Source organism: Candidatus Kryptonium sp. (assembly GCA_025060635.1).
Classification (GTDB): Bacteria; Bacteroidota; Ignavibacteria; order Kryptoniales; family Kryptoniaceae; genus Kryptonium.
Genome location: JANXBN010000001.1, coordinates 828,618 through 848,718 on the forward strand (window position 1 = coordinate 828,618; position 20,101 = coordinate 848,718).

15 protein-coding genes are annotated in these 20,101 nt (G+C 36.3%); 9 read left to right on the forward strand and 6 right to left on the reverse strand.

The features are described 5' to 3' along the window. Nucleotides 1-10: 10 nt before the first annotated feature. From NZ923_03975 to NZ923_03985, 3 genes are all read left to right on the forward strand, one after another. Nucleotides 11-1,702 (forward strand): T9SS type A sorting domain-containing protein, encoded by a 1,692-nt coding sequence (locus NZ923_03975; GenBank protein ID MCS7229179.1) that lies wholly within the window; start codon nucleotides 11-13, stop codon nucleotides 1,700-1,702. An 80-nt stretch (nucleotides 1,703-1,782) separates the two neighbouring features. Next, entirely contained in the window at nucleotides 1,783-3,537 is a 1,755-nt protein-coding gene (locus tag NZ923_03980; protein ID MCS7229180.1) for an alpha-amylase family glycosyl hydrolase, read from the forward strand. 22 nt (nucleotides 3,538-3,559) lie between these two features. Then, entirely contained in the window at nucleotides 3,560-3,973 is a 414-nt protein-coding gene (locus NZ923_03985) for a secondary thiamine-phosphate synthase enzyme YjbQ (GenBank protein MCS7229181.1), read from the forward strand. On the opposite strand, the gene NZ923_03990 is transcribed toward NZ923_03985, so the two are convergent. The 5 genes from NZ923_03990 to NZ923_04010 are packed head-to-tail and all read right to left on the reverse strand — an operon-like array spanning nucleotide 3,960 to nucleotide 10,434. Beyond that, nucleotides 3,960-6,965 (reverse strand): hypothetical protein, encoded by a 3,006-nt coding sequence (locus NZ923_03990; protein MCS7229182.1) that lies wholly within the window; start codon nucleotides 6,963-6,965, stop codon nucleotides 3,960-3,962. The two genes, NZ923_03985 and NZ923_03990, sit on opposite strands and share 14 nt — an antisense overlap. Then, entirely contained in the window at nucleotides 6,962-8,617 is a 1,656-nt protein-coding gene (locus NZ923_03995) for a CTP synthase (protein ID MCS7229183.1), read from the reverse strand. The genes NZ923_03990 and NZ923_03995 overlap by 4 nt, the downstream gene beginning before the upstream one ends. A 1-nt stretch (nucleotide 8,618) precedes the next feature. Then, nucleotides 8,619-9,377, reverse strand: coding sequence for a 3-deoxy-manno-octulosonate cytidylyltransferase (gene kdsB, locus NZ923_04000; protein ID MCS7229184.1), 759 nt, complete (start codon nucleotides 9,375-9,377; stop codon nucleotides 8,619-8,621). 4 nt (nucleotides 9,378-9,381) lie between these two features. After that, nucleotides 9,382-9,708 carry an Asp-tRNA(Asn)/Glu-tRNA(Gln) amidotransferase subunit GatC gene (gene gatC / locus NZ923_04005; GenBank protein ID MCS7229185.1) on the reverse strand — a complete coding sequence of 109 codons (327 nt, stop codon included), beginning with the start codon at nucleotides 9,706-9,708 and terminating at the stop codon, nucleotides 9,382-9,384. Nucleotides 9,709-9,711: 3 nt separating this feature from the next. Continuing rightward, nucleotides 9,712-10,434, reverse strand: coding sequence for a 1-acyl-sn-glycerol-3-phosphate acyltransferase (locus NZ923_04010; GenBank protein ID MCS7229186.1), 723 nt, complete (start codon nucleotides 10,432-10,434; stop codon nucleotides 9,712-9,714). Between the two features lie 145 nt (nucleotides 10,435-10,579). On the opposite strand from NZ923_04010, the gene glmM reads away from it, so the two are divergent. From glmM to dprA, 4 genes are read left to right on the forward strand one after another with little or no spacing between them, the layout of a single operon-like run. Then, nucleotides 10,580-11,920, forward strand: a complete 1,341-nt coding sequence (gene glmM / locus NZ923_04015) for a phosphoglucosamine mutase (protein ID MCS7229187.1) — start codon at nucleotides 10,580-10,582, stop codon at nucleotides 11,918-11,920. Between the two features lie 7 nt (nucleotides 11,921-11,927). Continuing rightward, nucleotides 11,928-13,202 (forward strand): family 10 glycosylhydrolase, encoded by a 1,275-nt coding sequence (locus NZ923_04020; GenBank protein MCS7229188.1) that lies wholly within the window; start codon nucleotides 11,928-11,930, stop codon nucleotides 13,200-13,202. A gap of 12 nt (nucleotides 13,203-13,214) precedes the next feature. Beyond that, on the forward strand, nucleotides 13,215-13,496 hold the full coding sequence (locus tag NZ923_04025) for a EutN/CcmL family microcompartment protein (GenBank protein MCS7229189.1): 282 nt from the start codon (nucleotides 13,215-13,217) through the stop codon (nucleotides 13,494-13,496). Beyond that, the gene (gene dprA / locus NZ923_04030) at nucleotides 13,493-14,602 is read left to right on the forward strand and encodes a DNA-processing protein DprA (GenBank protein ID MCS7229190.1); all 1,110 of its coding nucleotides are present in this window, start codon (nucleotides 13,493-13,495) and stop codon (nucleotides 14,600-14,602) included. The genes NZ923_04025 and dprA overlap by 4 nt, the downstream gene beginning before the upstream one ends. Before the next feature lie 37 nt (nucleotides 14,603-14,639). Here the strand turns inward: dprA and NZ923_04035 are convergent, their stop codons facing one another. Further along, a complete protein-coding gene (locus tag NZ923_04035) occupies nucleotides 14,640-15,140 on the reverse strand; it encodes a Spy/CpxP family protein refolding chaperone (GenBank protein ID MCS7229191.1) in 501 nt (166 codons plus the stop codon). A 90-nt stretch (nucleotides 15,141-15,230) separates the two neighbouring features. Here NZ923_04035 and NZ923_04040 point away from each other — a divergent pair, with 90 nt between their 5' ends. Both NZ923_04040 and NZ923_04045 read left to right on the forward strand, forming a co-directional pair. Continuing rightward, nucleotides 15,231-16,502: an amidohydrolase family protein gene (locus tag NZ923_04040; protein MCS7229192.1), complete on the forward strand. Its 1,272-nt coding sequence runs from the start codon at nucleotides 15,231-15,233 to the stop codon at nucleotides 16,500-16,502. A 237-nt stretch (nucleotides 16,503-16,739) separates the two neighbouring features. Next, nucleotides 16,740-20,030 carry a PAS domain S-box protein gene (locus NZ923_04045; GenBank protein ID MCS7229193.1) on the forward strand — a complete coding sequence of 1,097 codons (3,291 nt, stop codon included), beginning with the start codon at nucleotides 16,740-16,742 and terminating at the stop codon, nucleotides 20,028-20,030. The last annotated feature ends 71 nt before the right edge of the window (nucleotides 20,031-20,101 follow it).

The following is a 20,101-nucleotide window of genomic DNA, read 5'->3' on the forward strand; positions in this document are numbered from 1 at the left end:
TCTGCTCGCTATGGACGATGATAAAAGTTCAATGTGTTTTAAATTAGGTTTGCGTAATCTTTTGTTTTTCATCTTTGCGTTGACTATAACAGTTTCTCAATCTTTCGCGCAGAGAATCTCGTTTATACAATATCCAAATGAGGTTGTAAGAGGCGAGAGGTTCGCTATTAAGCTTGATGTGTTATCTGAACCTGATGACACAATTTTAGTAATTCTTTCTACCGATGGGGACATAACTCTAAGTGAGAGCTATTTAATCGGAGATTCAATTCTCAACATTGAGCCAGCAAGATTAAATCAGTTCTCAACCGTGAGAAACAATTTGCCGAAAGGATTTGTCGGTAGGAGAATGTTTTTCTTTGTTGATACATTAACACATTCGTCTGCTTTGCGAAGTTATGTGTTCGTAGCGAGCACCAAGTCAGTTGGTGAAATTCAGTTGAAATTTTTACCTGTGAAATTTTCTATTGATTCCCTGATCTTTGATCCATCTGAATTAGAAAAAGCCCAAGTCAATATCAAAGTTAAAAATTATATTGAAAAAACGGCGGGTCTTTGTGTAAGATTTGAAAAGGATGGTTTTATTAGATTTAATGTAAACGAAAAATTTAGCGCAAAGAATGGTTTCACGCTTTCGTTCTGGATGAGAGCAACATCAATGAGGGGAAGAGCAATTTCAATTAGGTCGGGGATTGATAGAAGCTTTATCACGGTCGGGCTAAAAGCTGGAAATATATTCCTTTCAATGAGCAATTCAATTGGGAAATACGAAATAACACTGCCGAAGTTTGTAAGCGATGGGAATTGGCACAATGTTTTAATAATAGCAAGCGGAACCGAAAATATCTTGAGATTTTATGTTGATGGAGAAAAAATTGATGAAATCTTCATACCGAATCTCTCACAGTTTGAGGTCAACCGTCCCATTGTGAGGCTTGAGAATGTTTCTATTGATGAAGTTGTAATGTTCAAAGCAAGAAAATCAGAACTTGTCCAGCGACTCCCGAGATACTTTGTCAAGGTTGATAGCGATATATTTTTCTTTTTAAAGTTTGAAAACGAAACGATCAACATCTCTGGAAATGTAAGCAACCTTGAATATAGTGGTGTTAAGTTTATTCCATCTTCTGCGCCAATTTGTTCTCCAGAGATAAAAATTTCGGCCGAGATGAAAGGAAATGACATCACAATAATCTGGGAAATTGAAGATCCTATATTTGTTGATAAGTTCGTCGTGGAGAGAAAAATAAAAGACGAAATCTTTCAACCTGTTTATCAAGTTTCATCTTCCGATCAGAAAAGGTATGTCTTCGTTGATAATACAGTTGAAAGCAACGCAGTTTATTATTACAGGGTCAAACGAATTAACAAAGATGGGAGTTCCGAATATTCTGATGAGGTCAAAATAGGAATTGGTTTAAACAAGGATTTTGAGATCATTGGAAATTTCCCAAATCCGTTTAATTCCGAAACAAAGATAATTTATCATCTTTTCAACGATACCTATGTCCGATTGACCGTTTATGACATAGTAGGTCGTGAGATTGCCGTTTTAGTTGATGGGTTTCAAAGCGCAGGAAGAAAGGAAGTTTTATTTAATCTCGGGAATGTTAAGATCAACGAGATGACAAGCGGAATTTATTTGTATAAACTTCAAACACAACGCGGATATGAGGTAAGAAAAATGATAGTCATAAAATGAGAAATCTTTTTCTAATCCTTCTCATTGCGTTTTTTATTTTTTCGTGTTCCTCTTCAAAATACACCAGTGGCGTCAAAAAGATGATTGACTTAAGTGGCGAATGGCTTTTTAAAGTTGACCCAGAAGATGTTGGGCTTTCACAGTTTTGGTATTCTGCTAATTTTGATAGAACTGATTGGGAAAAAGTTGAAGTGCCGAGCTTTTGGGAAAGATATTCTAATTTTTCAAAGCACGATGGAATTGCATGGTATTATAAAAGTTTTGAGGTCAAAAGAATTGACAAAGGGAAAAAATACGCAATTTTATTTGGTGGCGTAGATGACGATTGCGGAGTTTGGTTAAATGGTGAATTGGTTGGTGAACATCGTGGATATAGCGATGATTTTTATTTTGATGTGACGAAATTTTTAAAACAAGGGATAAATGAGATTGTCGTGATGGTTTATGATCACGGTGGACCTGGTGGGATTTACAAGCCAGTTGCAATAGTTGAATATTCGGAAATCGCTGATCTTTTGAAAAGCGAGTTTTATTACAAAAAAGCAAGAAAAAGTGAAGAATGGGTTAAAGATGCCGTAATTTACGAAATCTATCCAAGGGCATTTTCAAGAGAAGGAACATTTAAAGAGATAGAAAAAGAGATCCCACGGCTTAAAGATCTTGGGATAAATGTCATATGGCTTATGCCGATTCATCCGATTGGAAAAGAAAAAAGAAAAGGAACGCTCGGAAGCCCATATTCAGTAAAAGATTACTACGAAATAAATCCTGAATACGGAACGAAAGAAGATTTCAAATCGCTCGTTAAAACAGCGCATGAAAATGGAATAAGGGTCATAATTGATCTTGTGATAAATCACACCGCTTGGGACAATGAGTTAATTAGAAAACATCCTGACTGGTATTCCAAAAACGATGAAGGGGAGATAATATCCCCAAATTCTGACTGGACAGATGTCGCTGATTTAAATTACGATAATCCAGAGTTAAGAAGATACATGCTTGATGTGATGAAATACTGGATCAGAGAGTTTGACATTGATGGCTATCGCTGTGATGTTGCTGAGCTTGTCCCGATTGATTTTTGGAACGAAGCGAGAAAAGAGCTTGATAAAATTAAACCTGTGCTGATGCTTGCGGAGGGAAGCTTGCCAGAACAGCATCTTGAGGCGTTTGATTTAACATATAGTTGGAATGTTTACGATGCACTCGCAAGGATAATAAGAAAGGGGCATTTGCCTTCCGTTCTTGACAATGTGCTTGAAAGCGAAAAATACAAGTTCCCGAAAGGAGCGTTGAGATTGCGATTTAACGAAAATCACGATAAACCAAGAGCTGTTAAGTTCTTTGGAGATGAAGGCGCGCTCGTTTCAGCTGTTATCGTAAATACAATTCCAGGCGTCCCACTCATTTACAATGGACAGGAATATGGCGATACGACAAATCTTTCACTTTTTGAAAAGCAAGTGATGTCAAGGGACGAGAGCGAAAGAGGGAGAAAATTTTACTCGTTCTATAAAAAATTGTTTAACTTTAGAAAAAATTCTCTTGCTCTGAAAAGAGGAGAAATGATCAAAGCGAAAACTCTAAATGATGATAAGATCTACGCTTTCTGGAGAAAATACGAAGACGAAGTTGTCCTCGTCGTGGCGAATCTTTCAACATGGGGCGTGACGACCAAACTGCAGGTTGATGAAATTTTGAAGAAAAAAATTAAAAATGGAAAAGTTAAATTTTACGATGTCTTTGAAGACAGAAACGCAGAGGTTAAAATTGATGAATTCGTGAACTTCAAACTTGAACCGCTCGGATTTAAACTCATCCAAATTTTTTAAAACAAAGTTAAATCAATCCGTTATGAAATCTTACACCGAGTATTTAACCTTCAACACAAAAAACAAGCGTGAGATAATTAACATCACTGATAAAGTAAACGAAGCATTGAAGAAGAGCGGAATAAAAGAAGGTTTTTGCCTTGTTTCAGCAATGCATGTGACCGCAGCAGTTTTTGTCAACGATGATGAAGATGGTCTGCTTGAAGATTTAAGCGAATGGCTTGAGAAACTTGCCCCATTTAATCCAAATTATAAACATCACAGAACTGGTGAAACAAACGCAGATGCTCATCTAAAAAGCTTGCTGATCCATCACGAGGTAATTATCCCTGTCACAGATGGACGGCTTGATTTCGGACCATGGCAACAAGTTTTCTACGCTGAATTTGACGGTCAAAGAAGAAAAAGAGTCGTGATTAAAATTATCGGCGAGTGATTCTATCAACGATATTTCTGAAAACTTCTCTCGTTTTTTTCATTCTGCTTTTGAGAGAGTCAACAAATTCTTCGGTAAATCTATAGCCCATACATAGCGAAAGATATTCAAGTTTCTCTGGATCATCCGGAATTGAATTTGATTTCGTCCCAAGCGAAACTCTAAGAAATTTCTCAACCTCCCTGTAGAATTGATAATTCAAATTTAAAGTTTGATATTCATCTGGTTTTATAAATCCGCACTTTAACAAAGTTGCGAGTGCTTTCGGAGTGTTCCGTTCAATTTTGCCTAAATTTTTTAAATATCGCATCTGCAAAATTTGTGCGATGAATTCAATATCGGTCAAAGCTCCAGAACTTAACTTTATATCAATTTTATCGGGTTTGATGTTTTTTTCCATTTTTTGTCTCATTTCAAAGATGTAATCAGCAAGCGATCGTGTGAATTCAAGTTTTAAAATTTTTTCATAAACCAGATCAAAAACCTTTTGCGATATCTCATAACTTCCAGTGATAAACCTCGCTCTTGTCAACGCTTGTATTTCCCAAAACTGAGCTCTGCTTTGAATATAGTTGTTTAGATATTCAAGATTTATGACGATGGGTGAGTTTCTTCCCTCGGGGCGAAGTCGCACATCAACATCGTAAAGTTTTTCAATCTCAATTTGTGTTAGCTCTTCAAGCAACTTCTCAAATTTTACTGTCAATGAATCGTATTTTTCTATGTTCGTTTCATCGGTTATGAAAACGACATCTATGTCGGAGTCGTAATTCATCTCTTCAGAGCCGAATTTGCCAAGCCCAATTATTGCGATTTTCCGTTTTTCCTCTTCATTAAAAATTTCATGAAAAATTTTTTGCAGTATTAATTCAGCTTGTGAAGTCAATTCCTCGGAAAGTCGTGAAAATGCGATGAATCCATCAAGGTTCAGAATTAACAAGCGCATTTCATTTAATAATTTGAAATCGTGAATCTTAAAGTCCACATAGCGACTGAAAAATTCAAAAATTTCTCTTGTCGTTTTTAGTGTGCTTAAATTGTCCTCTGAGAGAAGGGCATCAAGCAGGTATGGCTTCAGAGATAGCAAATTTGAAAATCTTGGACTGAATTGTGAAATGTTGATTATAATTTTCCTGAACGAATCGTTTAAGAGCAAATCGTAAAATGATTTGGAATAGCGAAAACCTTGTGCAATTTTTCGGAAGTTGTCAAGAGTTATGTCAGGGATGAGCGTTTTTGAGACCTCATTGAGGATAAGGGATGATATTTTTATAAAGGAATTTTCTTCAATCGCGCTGAAAACCTCTTCCCCAGTGATTAGCTTTCCCCTTGATAGAAACTCAATGTTTCGCATCGCTTTTTCTGGATCTTTGAAGCTGAAATCGTATAAGATTCTTTTGAATTTTTCTTGAGAAGTTTCATCATCAACTGGAATAAGAATCTCGGGCTTTGTTTTGATCGCAAAGATTTTTTCGTAAATCTTTCGCACATCTTCAAACCTTTGATCAAGGTCTTGCTTAAAAATTTTCCAATCCGGGGTTGATGGGGAAGGGAAAGCAAGGGTTTCTCCTTTCTTTTCATATTCGTAAATTTTCACAGCTTTTGCAAGTGTGGTTAAAGTATGTGGATCAAGTTGGATTGTATGTGTTTGTGTATTGTGCGAAATTTGAAGTAAGTGTTCAATTCGCCTGAAGTAAATGTAATTTTCACGCAATAGTTTTGCTTCATTTTTTGTGAGAAGTCCAAGGTCTTCAAGTTTCTCAATTGCTTTCAATGTGTTTTGTATTTTCAGGGATGGAAACTTTCCGGCGTTTAATAGCTGGAGCGTTTGAACGATAAATTCAATATCTCTTATTCCTCCGCTTCGCAATTTGATGTTATATTCGCTTGTAGCGGTTGCTTCAAGTTTTGCTTTTATCTTAGCTATCTCAACTGTGGGGTCTTCCGAAAATGATTTTGGATATATAAACGAGTCAAGCATGTTTAAAAATTTCCAGCCGAAGTTCAAATCGCCTGCTATTGGTCTTGCTTTTATGAGCATCTGTCGTTCCCACAGTTTTCCGTAAACTTCATAGTAGGTTAAATAACCAAGCAGAGAACGGGCAAGCGAGCCAGAAGTGCCCTCTGGTCTTAATCTGAAATCAACTCTATAAAGCGAACCTTCCTCTGTTTTGTCCGAAAGAAAGTTAATCAAAAGTGAAACGAGAGCGTTGAAAACTTCGTAATAAGAGATGACTTTGCCATTAATTTTATGTTCTCCGTCCTGATTGTAAATGAAAATCAAGTCAATATCGGAGCTATAATTCAATTCTTTTCCACCAAGTTTTCCAAGCGCGATTATTGAAAATTCAGTTTCTGGAAAGAATGAAAATTTTTTTCTTGTTTCTTCAACTGCGAGCTCAAGGCAAATTTCAACTATGGCTTCGGCAAGATCGGAGAGAAAATTTAATGTCTCTTCAAAGCTTGAAATCCCAAGGATGTCTGAAACTCCGATTCGTAAAATTTCTTTTCTTTTAAATCTTCGCAATGCGTTCAATTTATTTTTAAGGGTTTGAAAATTAGCGATTAAATTTTTTGCTTCGGTCAATAAGTCCTGTTTTGATGGTTTTTTATCAAGCGCGTTCGTTGATGTAATCCAGCGAAATAATTCAGGGTCGCGAACGAAGATATCTGCGAGATACTGCGAATAGCCGAATGTTGTGAGCAGAATTTTTAACATTTGTGGATAGATAGCGAGGTCTTTATAAAGTGAAGATTTATTAAACGAGTTTTCAATGAAGCGAGCAAAGTTATTTAAACTTTGTTCTGGATTTGGAGAGATGTTAAGATAGATGATGAAATTTTGGAGGAAAACTTCAGCGAGGTTGATGTTTAAGGTTGATTTTATGAAATCGTCAACGAGGCCTTCAAGTCGCTCAATGGATTTTTCTTTCGTTTTGAAAATTTTTCTCAAAATTTGTTCGGTTCTCCCATCAAATCTAAACCTTTTCATCTTATTACTATGTTCAATTCTTCCAAAGTTTTCGGTTTTTTCTTTTTGAATTCCAAAGCCGACTTAACGAAATCGCGAAAAAGCGGATGTGGTTTCGTCGCCCTTGATTTAAGCTCTGGATGGAACTGGACTCCAACAAACCAAGGATGATCTGATAGTTCAATTATTTCAACAAGCAATCCATCTGGTGAAAGCCCGCTAAATATCATCCCTTTTGACTCAAGGATCTCTCTAAATTTATTGTTAAGTTCATATCTATGTCTGTGCCTTTCATTTATTTTGTCCGTGCCGTATGCGGAGTAAGCTTTCGTTCCAGGTTTCAAGATCGCTGGGTATGAGCCTAATCTCATAGTCCCGCCTTTCATTTGAATTCCAAGTTGTTCTGGGAGAAGGTCAATCACTGGATAAGGAGTTGACGGATTAAATTCTGTGCTATTTGCTTCTTTTAATCCGCAGACATTTCTTGCAAATTCAATTACAGCACATTGCATTCCAAGGCAGATCCCTAAGAACGGAATTTTATTTTCGCGGGCGTATTGAATCGCTCTTATTTTCCCTTCAATTCCTCTTTCGCCAAATCCGCCCGGGATCAAAAGCCCGTGGACATCTTTCAAAAACTTTTCCGCTCCTTGCTTTTCTATGTCTTCAGCTCTTATCCACCTTATATTAACTTTGCATTCATTTTCAGCGCCTGCGTGAACAAACGATTCAATTATACTCTTGTATGCATCTCTTAACTCGGTATATTTTCCACATATTGCGATCTCAACAGAATCTTTGGGATTTTTTATCTTTTCAACAAATTTTTTCCATTCCTTTAAGTCAGGTTCTTTTGCTGTGATGTTTAATTTTTTCAAAACGATCTCGTCAAGTCCCTCCTCGTGGAAAATCAAAGGTATCTCGTAAATTGATTCCACATCTATTCCTTGAATTACTGCTTCAGGTTCAACATTAGTGAACAGGGCAATTTTTTCTTTTATTTCCTTCGCCAATGGTCTTTCAGTTCTACAAATTAAAATGTCAGGTTGAATCCCAATTTCAAGTAGTGTTTTGACACTGTGTTGTGTTGGTTTAGTTTTAAGTTCACCAGCGGATTTAATGTATGGAATAAGTGTTACATGAATATTGATAGCGTTTTGTTTCCCGACTTGTAGCATAAATTGCCTTATTGCTTCAAGAAAAGGCAAGCTTTCTATATCTCCAACGGTTCCACCAATTTCAGTTATTATGATATCGTAATTGTCCTCTTTTGTCAGGAGTGTGATCCTTCGTTTAATTTCATTTGTTATATGCGGAACGACTTGCACCGTTGCGCCGAGATAATCACCTTTCCTTTCCCTCATTATGACTTCGTAATAAACTTGCCCAGTTGTTGTATTGTTTAATCTTGACATGTTGATATCAAGGAATCTTTCATAATGTCCAAGGTCAAGGTCAGTTTCAGCTCCGTCATCTGTGACATAAACTTCGCCATGTTGATATGGGTTCATAGTTCCAGCGTCAACATTTATGTAAGGATCAAATTTCTGGATTGTGACTTTTAAACCTCTTGATTTAAGTAATAGACCAAGCGATGCACAAGCGATTCCCTTACCAAGTGATGAAACAACACCACCTGTGACGAAAATATATTTTGTTTTTTTATTTGTCATTTCAAAAAACCTCGCTTTGTTTTAGGATATTGACAACTTTCTCAAGATCATCTGGGGTGTCAACGCCGATAGTATCTTTGTCGGTTAACACGATTTTTATTTTCATTCCGTTTTCAATTGCTCTCAATTGTTCAAGTTGCTCAACTTCTTCAAGATTTGATTTTTTTAGATCAACAAACTTTAAAAGCGAATTTTTCCTGTAGACATAAATTCCGATGTGTTTGTAATGGACCCCTGACTTTAACCACTCATCTTTTGTTTTCGCATCTCTACAGAAGGGAATCGGACTTCTTGAGAAATAAAGAGCTAAATTGTTTTTATCAAAGACAACTTTGACAACATTTGGATTAAAAAGAGTATCAACATCGTTTATCCTCACGGCAAGCGTTGATATATCAATTTGATTTTCATTCAAAAGAGGTTCTATTGCTAAATCAATCATTTCTCCAGTAATTAACGGCTCATCGCCCTGAATGTTAACAACAATATCTGCTTCAAGATCACGGACGGCAAAGGCAATCCTATCTGTTCCGGTTGGTAGTTCGGATGGAGTCATAATTACATTTCCACCGAAATTTTTAACTGTGTTAAAAATTCTTTCATCATCTGTTGCGACAAAAACCTCGTTCATAAGTTTTGATGACATTGCGTTTTCATAAACCCACATTATCATCGGTTTGCCAAGTATATTTGCAAGAGGTTTCCCGGGAAATCGGGTTGACGCATACCGCGCTGGAATTACTCCAATGATGTGAGGCATTGATCTATTCAGTTTCTTCGTTATTTTCTTCTGTAGTTTTCTCAGTTGGGATTACCTTTGGAACTTTAAAGAAAAATTCTGTTCTTGCGGGCGCGTTTTTTAAAATTTCTTCCCGTGGGTAACTTTCTTTGACTATGTCATCACGAAACACATTTTTTAAATCAATCACATGATAAAGCGGTTCAACATTTGTCGTGTCAAGCTCATTTAGCTTGTCTATGTATTCAAGAATTCGGTTAAATTGTTCTGTGAATTTTTCTTTTTCCTCCTCTTTGAACTCAAGTCGTGCTAATTTTGCTATGTATTCAACATCTTTAATTGTGATTGCCATAGATTAAAGGTTTTTTATTTTTTTGAGATTTTTGGCGATTATTTCTCGTGTTAATTCCATAAGTTTCGTCTCACCCTCTCTGCCTGTAAAGTTGCTAACCTCAATAGGTTTGTCAATTAGAATTTCAATTGTCCCAGGGTTTATTTCAAGTTTATGTTTTCGCATAATTTGATGGCTGTTCAAGATCGTAACTGGGACGACGGGTGTATTTGATTTAATTGCAAGCATAAAACCGCCCCGCTTAAACGGCAAAAGCTCTCCGTTAACACTCCTCGTTCCTTCTGCGAAGACAAGAACTGAAACGCCGCTTTTGATCTTTTCAATCGCTTTTTGAACGCTTTTGATAGCTCTTTTAGGATTTCTTCTGTCAATTAGTATGTATCCTCCGTATTTTAAAAGCCATCCCCATAAAGGTATCTTTCCGAGCTCCTGTTTCGCAAGAAAACGAATTTGATCAGGGATACCGCAAATAAGAGCTGGTATGTCCATTGCGCTTGCGTGGTTTGAGATGTAAATGTAATTCTTCTTGCTTAAAATATTTTCAATGCCTTTGACCTTGACTTTGACATTGAAAATTAGAAGAACAATTTTTGACCAAATTTTCGCCATAAAGTGATAGATTTTCCCTTTATAGTTGAAAGGGAGAAGCAACGCAGTAATTATTCCCATCGGAATTGTTATTAAAACAATAATCCCAGCTTTTAGCCAAAAAAGAATTTTCCTCATTTCAACTTCAACAGGTTGGTTTTTTACAATGATAATCAAAAGGGATGATAAAATCAAGTTGATTCGGATTTTGTCAATTTTTGTTTATTTGTGTAAATTTTTGAAAAGTCGTAAAAAATAAAACCAATGAAAAATGAGTTGGTTGATGGTTAGCGTATCCGGAGTTAGGGGGGTGGTTGGGGAAGCACTAACTCCATTTGAAATTGTGAAGTTTGTTTCAGCGTTTGCTGAGTTTTCCGGTCGTGGAAAAATTATGGTTGGTCGTGATACGCGAGCGCATAGTTTTTTTATCTCTAATATCGTTTCAGGGACACTTATTGCGATGGGTTGCGAGGTCGTTGATATTGGCGTGTGCCCGACTCCGACATTACAACTTGCAGTTGAACATTCCGATGCAAAAGGTGGGGTTATGATCACAGCAAGCCACAACCCGGAGAAGTGGAACGGCTTGAAATTTATTTCGGCAGATGGAACTTTCCTATCACCCGAACAACATAAAAAATTTGTTGAACTTTCTGAAAGCAAATTGTCGTTTGCCCGATGGGACAAAATCGGCAATTATGCTCAAGATAGATCCTTCATTGAAAAACATATCCAGAAAATTTTACAAATTAGCTTCATTGATGCGGAAAGAATAAGGAAGCGAAGATTTAAGGTTGTCGTTGACTGCATCAATGGTGCTGGATCGGAGATCGTTCCAAAACTGCTTGAGGAATTTGGTTGTAAAGTTGTAAAGTTAAATTGTGACGGAAGCGGAGTTTTTACACACGAGCCAGAACCTTTACCGGAGAACCTTACGGAACTTTGTGAAGTTGTGAAGCAAACTGAATCTGATTTCGGAATAGCTGTTGATCCAGATGCAGATCGCCTTGTTATCGTCACAGAGAAGGGTGAGCCATTCGGTGAGGAGTATACAATTGTTCAAGCGGTGAAGATAGTTTTGGATAAAAAAGGTATAAATAAAAATGTAGTTGTCAATTTGTCCACGACGAAGGCTGTTGAAGAGATCGCGAAAAATTACAACGCCAAAGTTTATAGAAGCCCGGTTGGAGAGATAAATGTCGTTAAAAAAATGAAAGAAACCGATGCCATAATCGGTGGTGAAGGAAGTGGCGGTGTTATTCTGCCGGAAGTTCACTATGGAAGGGATTCGCTTGTTGGGATAGCACTTTTTCTGCAGAACCTTGTTGAATTTGGTGGAAAAGTTTCAGAATTTAAAAAAACATTGCCAGAGTTTGAGATCTTCAAAACGAAGATTAACATTGAAGGTGTGAATCCGGATGAGATTTTCAAAAAAGTAAAAGAGATTTATAGCGATGCAGAGATCAACACAGAAGATGGCTTAAGGATTGATTTTGGAGACAAGTGGGTTCATATAAGAAAATCAAATACCGAGCCGATTTTAAGGATAATTGCGGAGGCGAAATCAAAGAAAGAAGCGGAGGAAATCGTAAGAGATTTAAAAATAAAAATCGGAATTGATTAAAATGAAAATGAGAAAATTTTTAGCGCTTGTCTTTTTTCTTAACGCTTTCAATTATTTTGTTTTATCTGGGGAAAAGCCGAAAATGTTATGGTTTGATGCAACTGCAAATTTTGAACTGCTCGGAAGCCATGCTGGAATTGTCAAAGTTCTTGACAAGTGTGTTGAGGTTGGGATTACGGATATAATTGTTGATGTCAAACCGATATCTGGCGAAGTCCTTTACGATAGCAAATACGCACCAAAAATGAAAACCTGGGGCAACTACACCAGACCTGACACATTTGATTTTGTAAATACAATTATAAATGAAGCGAGGAAAAGAAATTTGAAAGTTCATTTAGCTTTAAATGTATTTTGTGAAGGGCATAATTATCACGACCGAGGAGTTGTTTATTGGAAGCATCCAGAATGGGCAACGGTTATTTACACGAAAGATGGATTCATACCGATAACACAGCAAAAGCACAAATACTCGGCGATGGTTAATCCAGCACTTGAGCAGGTCCAAGAATATGAGCTGAAAATAATTGAAGAGATAGTGAAAAATTTTAACATAGATGGAATTGTTCTTGACAGAGTAAGGTATGATGGGATTTATGCCGATTTTAGCGATTCTTCACGAGTGAAGTTTGAGAAATGGCTTGGTAAAAAAATCAAATTTCCAGACGACATATTCAAAATCAAGGGAGACAGCATAGTTAGGGGGAGATATTTTAAAGAGTGGATTAAATGGAGGGCAATGATTATCAAAGATTTCTTCAAAAAGGCAAGGGAAGTGGTCAAACGAACAAAGCCAAATGTTTTGTTCGGTGATTATGCTGGCTCGTGGTATTTGACATATTATGAGCTTGGAGTTAACTGGGCAAGCGAGAAATTTAAACCTGAGTTTGATTGGGCAACACCAGATTATAACAAAACCGGATACGCAGAATTGCTGGATTTCCTATGTTCAGGACTTTACTTTTATGAAGTAACAAAAGAAGAAGTTGAGGCAAAGAACAAAATAGATGCTTCAAAACTTACAGAGCCGGGAATGAAACCAGTCAAACAAGTTTGGTATTCAGTTGAAGGTTCGGCTGAACTTGCCAAAAAAGTGACGATGGGAGTTGTCCCAGTTTATGGGAGCTTATATGTTGAACAGTATAAGGGAGAACCAGAAAGATTTAAAAAAGCAGTGGAAATGGCTTTTAATAAGACCGATGGAATAATGATTTTTGACCTCGTTCATATTGAGAACTATAAATGGTGGGACATTTTAAAAGAAATTTTCAAAAAAAGTTAAAACGGGCGAAAGTTGATACTTGCGAAAGTAACAGGAACTATCGTTGCAACGCAGAAAAATGAAAAACTGAAACCTTACAAAATCTTGGTAATTCAACCAATTGATTTGAAAGGTAATTTTATCGGCAGGGATATGCTTGCCCTTGATATGGTAGATGCAGGAATCGGTGATATTGTGATAGCTCTTCAAGAAGGAACTTCAGCGAGACAAATTCTCGGAAAGGATGATGTGCCAGTTCATACGCTCGTTGTTGCTGTCGTTGATGGAATTGAACTAATTGATGATGAAAAATGAATGTTGATGTAAGACATATTTTAAAACTAACCACGATCCCAGGAATAGGTTCAGGACGTATAAGAAATCTTGTAAATTATTTCAAAGACACCGAGCTTATCTTTAAAGCGCCACTTACAGAATTAGTTAAAGTGGAAGGCATAGACAAAGGACTTGCTAAAAGAATCATTGAAATGAGAAACCAAAATTCAAAATTCATAGACGAGCAACTTTCAAAAGCTGAAAAAGTTGGGACAAGAATTTTAACACTTTGGGATTCTGATTATCCAGATCTTTTAAGAAAAATTTATGATCCACCTGTTGTTCTTTTTGTGCGCGGAAATTTGATTGAAAAAGATAAGTATTCAATTGCGATAGTTGGGACAAGGACACCAACGCCTTATGGAAAAATAATCTGCGAGAGGTTTGCTGTTGAGTTGACGAAAATCAATTTGACAATCATAAGCGGTTTTGCGAGAGGAATTGATACAATCGCGCATACTTCTGCGTTGAAATCTGGTGGTAGAACAATTGCGGTTCTCGGTTCCGGTGTTGATTATATCTATCCGCCTGAAAATAGAAAGATCGTTGAGAGCGTTATATCAAACGGTGCGATCGTTTCTGAATTTCCCATGGGGACAAAGCCAGATGCAATGAATTTTCCGAGAAGAAATAGAATCATAAGTGGAATGTCACTTGGAGTTTTAATAATTGAGACGAGTAAAACTGGAGGTGCGATGATAACAGCTGAATTTGCGAATGATCAAAATCGTGAGGTCTTTGCGGTTCCCGGAAACATTGATAGCGTCAAAAGTCAAGGTACAAATTTTCTGATAAAACAAAACAAGGCAAAGCTCGTTGAAAATGTTGAAGATATAATAGAAGAAATTCGTCCTTTGATCCAGCCGATTCTGAAATCTGAACCTCCCAAGCCAAAAGTTGAATTAAATGTTTTTGAAGCAAAGATTCTTGATGTTTTATCTTCAACAGAGCCGATGCATGTTGATAAAATTGCGGAACTTTCAGGATTATCTGTAACTGATACGCTTGTTCACTTGCTATCGCTTGAATTCAAAGATTTGGTTCGGCAGCTTCCCGGCAAATTGTTTATAAAAAATTTAAATTAATTGCCTCCCCCGAAAGGAGGGAGGCTGAAATAAGATTTTACCACCATCTATGTAATTTTAATCCTCTGCCAGGTTTAGCCCAATCGCGAAATCTAAATTCCGGTCCAAATCCAAATTTCCAATAACCAAATTTTTCTTTTAAAATTTTCCTTTGCTCTGGGGTCAAAATTTGTTGAATATTTATCCAGTAATTTACTCGGTTTTGAGTCAACTCTTTCATATATCTGGAAATTTCGTCCATCTTTTTGTCAATTGCCGATCTATCAAGTTTTTCAGCGTAGAGCAGTTCTTGGAGTTCAATTCTTGCTTTGTTCAGTTTACCAACTATTTCCGCTTGATTTTTGCGAAATTCAAAAAATATGTTTTGAAGTTTAGATTTTTGTTCATCTGTTAGTTTTAGTTCTTCATAAAATTTGGTGATGCTTTTCCGCCAGCGGTCATCGGCAGGGAAATCAAATTCAGAGCCAAGTATTTTGGAAAAAGAGTTTGTTGCGATTAAGATCAACGCGATTCCTATTAAAACTATTTTTGTTTTCATAGCGGTAGTTTAAGTGGGTTTTTGTTTTTGTTTCTTTGTCTTCATTAAATTAGATGTGATTTAGAACACAAAAGTTTAATCTGTCCTGTTATGAAAATTTTTTATGCCAAATATATCTTGCCTGTGACTTCTGAAATAATTGAAGATGGTGCAGTTGTCGTTGACGGAAGGAAGATCATTGATTTTGGAAATCGCGAAGAAATTGATGCGAGATATAAGGGAATTGAGAGGAAAATTGACCTTAAAAATGCGCTGATAATGCCAGGGTTCGTAAATGCGCATACACATCTTGAGCTATCGGGTGTGAAAATTAAAATTGATGATATTAAAAACTTTAGAGATTGGTTATATCAAATTGTCAGACAAAGGCGAAAATTGTTTGATGTTGAAGGAGGCGTGAGGAAAATAAAATTTTTTAAATTTTTGCTTGAAAAACATTGGAAAATGAAGGTAAAGCGAAGAATTAACGAAATTATAAATTCAGGAACGATCGCGATCGGGGATATTTCAAACACAGGCAAATTGATAACAACGCTTCTTAGGGTGCCCGTGAAAATTCATATTTTTATTGAACTAATTTCATTTATTGAGGAAAAGGGAATAGAATTTTTCAATCTTGTAAAGGACCTCGTTATGGATGTGCGGGAAGTTGCAAGAAGATATGGATTGGAAAGAGAGTTTAGAATTTCTTTATCACCACATGCGCCATATTCCGTTTCAAAAACTTTATTCAAATTGATAAAAAATTTCAACGAGAATTTAAAAACGAGCGTTCATGTTAGTGAGGTTATTGACGAAGTTGAATTCATAAGGAACGGAACCGGCTTCTTTCGGGATTTCTTGATTGAAAGAAATAGCTTTGATTATTCTTGGAGTCCACCGGGGGTTTCCCCTGTTAAGTATCTTGATCAAATTGGTTTTGTTGACGAGAATACGCTTGCTGTGCATTGTGTAAATGTTGATGACGAAGATATTGAAATTTTGAGCCAAAGAAATGTAAGTGTGTGCACTTGTCCAAGAAGTAACTTCTTTTTAAAGGTTGGCAAAGCGCCAGTCAGAAAGTTCATTGATAATGGAATAAATGTTTGCCTTGGGACAGATAGCATCGCAAGTAATCGCGATTTGAACATTTTAAAAGAGTTAAGATTTGCTCGTGAGTTTTACAGAGATGTAAGCGATGAAGAACTTATAAAAATTGCAACTATAAACGGAGCAAAAGCACTTGGCTTTGGGGACATCTGTGGTAGCATAGAGAAAGGAAAAGATGCAGACCTTGTTTATTTCATCATCCCGAACGATTTAGAGAAGAGCGAGATTTACAATTTTATATTTCAAGCAAATGTGTGTGGAAGGTTGATTTAAAGGGTTTGTTTATCTTCCCGAAGCAAGCGAAGCGATAAAACTTTAGGAATGACGATTTGCCCTTTTTATCTTCTTGACAGAAATTTGAAGAATTTTTATATTTTAGTGAGCAATGTCTTAGCGTCGTAAGAAATTTTGTTGATTTCATTTTTTGCGATCTATTTTATTGGCTAGCGAATTTTCTATTTCTCGCCGAAGGAAAGGGAAATAAGTTAATTAAAAACATACATATCAAAGATGAAGCAGAAAAATCTAAACATAATTTTATCTGTTGTCCTCGTTCTGTTTTTACTTTCTATGTTTGGGCTTGGGTTTTACCTGTATAAGCAAACTGAAAAAGAGATCGTGGATATATTAGGAAAACAGCAAATTTTGATATCAAAGCAAATTCAGAAAGCGGTTGAATCATATTTTCAATCCAGAGCTCAAGGACTAAAAGCTTTGTCATCTTTTGAGTCAATCATAAAAAGAATCCCCGAAAAAATAAAGGACGATGTAAACTCTTATTATCAACATCTAAAGTCGTATTATGTCCCCGCAATTTCTGTTTTTGATGAAAAAGGCAGGGTTATTTATTCAACTTCCAAAGAGGCAATCGGGAAGGATTATAGTTCTTATGACTTTTGGAAAAAGTTGGAGCGATCGTATAAAGATAGTTTATTTTTTGTTCCAATAGTTGAGCCAGATAGTTTGATGAACCTTTTGTATAAAAAACCTTTTTCTTTGGCTATCTCGTCTGTTCATATTAATGGTAAGTTTCTCGGAGCGGTTGCATACACGATTGAAATTGATTCACTTATAAGTTCACTTGTAAAATCTTTTGACTCCGAAGTTAAGTTTTTAGACATATGGATTATGTCTGGGGATAAAATTTTAAGTTTTCATTCCTCGCATCCTGAAATGGTTTTAAGGCGTGCTCAATTTAGTGAGAGCAAATGTTACAATTGCCATATTTCTTTTGGATATGTTGATACTATGCTTGTTAAGGAATCGGGGATGATAAGATATAAATTGAAGAATTACCCAGAGAAGCTCGCTGGTTTTTCTCAGCTTAAAGTAGGCAGCGAAAGCTTTATTTTCGTTGTAGCGGTTCCTTTTGGTGAGGTTTTGAAAATAGCAAGAGTGAATTTGGAAATTGTATATTTGCTTCTTGGATTGGCAATGCTTATTCTTGTAGTCTATGGATTTTTATTTTTGAGGAATTTACGGGAAATAATTCGGGCAGAGGAGAGAGAAAAACAAAGGGAAGAAAGGGAAAAGATCCAGAAACTTTACACTTTACTTTTCCAAAATTCAAACGATGGCATTTACATACTTGATCTTGAGAACAGAAGATTTATTGAAGTTAATAAACGATTTCAGGAAATGTTTGGTTACACGCTTGATGAGTTAAGAGAGCTTGATTTTATTAACCTCGTGGCTCCTGAATCAAGAATTTTGATTGAAGAGAGAACTCAGAAAATAGCTCGTGGCGGTCCAGCCCTGCAAAGATACACATTTACAGCACTTGCGAAAGATGGTAAAAAATTTGAGGTTGAGGCAAGCGTTAGTTATGTGCGATTTGGAAAGAAAATGTATATGCTTGGAATCTGTAGAGATATAAGTGAGATTTTGAGACAGAAGGAACTTTACCAGAATTTGTTTGATAATTTACCGGTTGGCGTCGTCATACATCAAGATGGAAAAATTGTTAAATGTAATAAAACAGCAGTTCGCGCTTGCGGTGCTGAATCGGAAAACGATTTGATTGGGAAACCTGTTCTTAATTTTGTTCATCCGGATTTTGTTGAAATTGCAAAGGAGCGAATAAGAAGAATCATAGAATATGGTGAAGAGGTTCCACCTGTTGAAGAGAAGTTGATTTGTCCTGATGGTAGAGTTATTGATGTTGAGATAAGATCATCAAGGATAATTTGGGAAGGAAAGCCAGCGGTTCAGGTCGTTGTCTCAGATATTACGGAAATCAAGCGACTTCATAGGGAATTGATGCAGAGATACTCCGATGAACAGAAATTAAAATCAAGGTTTGAAGCAATTCTGAAAAATATCTCTGATGGAGTTTTGTATCAAAATGAGCAGGGGATAATTGAGTTCGTAAATGAAGAATTTTGTAAAATCGCAGGTTACAGGTCTCCTGATGAGCTGATCGGAAAGACATTTGATGAATTTCTTGAAAAATTTAAGGAGTTACTTGAAGATTTGAAAGAGATAGATAAAATAAAAGGTTGGGTGAGAGATAGAGAATTTGTCAAGTATGATGAATTGAAGTTGAAAAATGGGCGAATAATTGAGCGTACTGGGATTCCAGTTTTTGATCTGAACGGAAGGTATATCGGGCGTTTGTCCTTGGCAAGGGATATAACCGAAAGAAAGCAAAAAGAAAAACAGATCCTTGAACTTCAAAAGTTTGAAGTTCTCGGACATCTTTCAAGTGGAATTGCACATGATTTTAACAATGTGCTTGGAATTATAAGTGGAATGCTTGAGATCATAAGGATTAAGACCTCAGATAAAAATATAATTGGTTATCTTGATTCGGCTCTTTCCGCAGTTCAAAGAGGCGCTGAAATAGCGAGACGACTCTTGCAATTTTCAAAAAGAAAAATTGAGGAGTTCAAACCTATCTCTGTTAAAAATCTCGTTCTTGATTGTGTCAAGATACTTGAGCATACTGTTCCGAAAAGTATCCAAATAAAAACAGATATTGCTGATGATTCTATTATTTATGGTTCCTATGGCGATTTACAGCAGGTAATTTTAAATCTTGCTATAAATGCAAAAGATGCTATGCCATCTGGTGGTGATTTGACAATTACCGTTAATTCAATAGATAAAAGTTTCATTGAGAAGAAATTTGGAAAAGTTGTTTCCGATTCTTATGTTATGATTGCGGTTTCTGATACAGGAGTTGGAATTAGCGATGAACTGAAAGAGAAAATCTTTGAACCATTTTTCACAACGAAGGAACCAGGTAAAGGTACGGGATTGGGGCTTGCGATTGTTAAAAACATAGTGTCAATTCACGGAGGTTATGTTGATTTTGAAAGTGTAGTTGGCAAAGGAACAACATTTTTTGTTTATCTCCCGGTTCAGTTTAAGGGAGGAGAAGAAACTAAAACATATCGGGGAGAGGAGAAAATGCAAAAAGTAGAAAAAATAGGGGAGGGTTATAAAGCGCTTGTCGTTGAGGATGAGGAAAATTTGAGAATTATTATGAAGGATTACCTTGAAATTTTAGGATTTAGTGTGATTGAGGCTACCGATGGGGTTGAAGGGCTAAAGAAATTTGAAGAAAACAAAGATATTAAAATTGTTTTCGTTGACTATGGATTACCGAGGATGATGGGAGATGAGTTAATAAGGAGAATAAATCAAATTTCAAATGATGTGAAGTCAGTTCTCGTAACTGGTTTTGTTGATATTGGGGATGATGTGAAGCGCTCGCTCCCATCGGGGACGAGGTTTTTAAAGAAACCATATAACTTAACCCAAGTTGAGGAAGTTGTGAAAGAATTTTTGAACATGTGATTATAAGTAGTTTTTAATATCAAACTCAAGCCTCATCGGGGTGATCCAATCTTGTGAATCCCAGTAGATAA

Bases quoted from the DNA above. Each gene is read 5' to 3' on its own strand.
- NZ923_04035 (MCS7229191.1), bottom strand. From the start codon at position 15,140: ATGAAAACAAAAATAGTTTTAATAGGAATCGCGTTGATCTTAATCGCA.
- NZ923_03980 (MCS7229180.1), top strand. From the start codon at position 1,783: ATGATTGACTTAAGTGGCGAATGGCTTTTTAAAGTTGACCCAGAAGAT.
- NZ923_03985 (MCS7229181.1), top strand. From the start codon at position 3,560: ATGAAATCTTACACCGAGTATTTAACCTTCAACACAAAAAACAAGCGT.
- NZ923_04020 (MCS7229188.1), top strand. From the start codon at position 11,928: ATGAGAAAATTTTTAGCGCTTGTCTTTTTTCTTAACGCTTTCAATTAT.
- NZ923_04045 (MCS7229193.1), top strand. From the start codon at position 16,740: ATGAAGCAGAAAAATCTAAACATAATTTTATCTGTTGTCCTCGTTCTG.
- glmM (MCS7229187.1), top strand. From the start codon at position 10,580: ATGGTTAGCGTATCCGGAGTTAGGGGGGTGGTTGGGGAAGCACTAACT.
- NZ923_03995 (MCS7229183.1), bottom strand. From the start codon at position 8,617: ATGACAAATAAAAAAACAAAATATATTTTCGTCACAGGTGGTGTTGTT.
- NZ923_04040 (MCS7229192.1), top strand. From the start codon at position 15,231: ATGAAAATTTTTTATGCCAAATATATCTTGCCTGTGACTTCTGAAATA.
- kdsB (MCS7229184.1), bottom strand. From the start codon at position 9,377: ATGCCTCACATCATTGGAGTAATTCCAGCGCGGTATGCGTCAACCCGA.
- dprA (MCS7229190.1), top strand. From the start codon at position 13,493: ATGAATGTTGATGTAAGACATATTTTAAAACTAACCACGATCCCAGGA.
- NZ923_04010 (MCS7229186.1), bottom strand. From the start codon at position 10,434: ATGAGGAAAATTCTTTTTTGGCTAAAAGCTGGGATTATTGTTTTAATA.
- NZ923_03990 (MCS7229182.1), bottom strand. From the start codon at position 6,965: ATGAAAAGGTTTAGATTTGATGGGAGAACCGAACAAATTTTGAGAAAA.
- NZ923_03975 (MCS7229179.1), top strand. From the start codon at position 11: ATGGACGATGATAAAAGTTCAATGTGTTTTAAATTAGGTTTGCGTAAT.
- gatC (MCS7229185.1), bottom strand. From the start codon at position 9,708: ATGGCAATCACAATTAAAGATGTTGAATACATAGCAAAATTAGCACGA.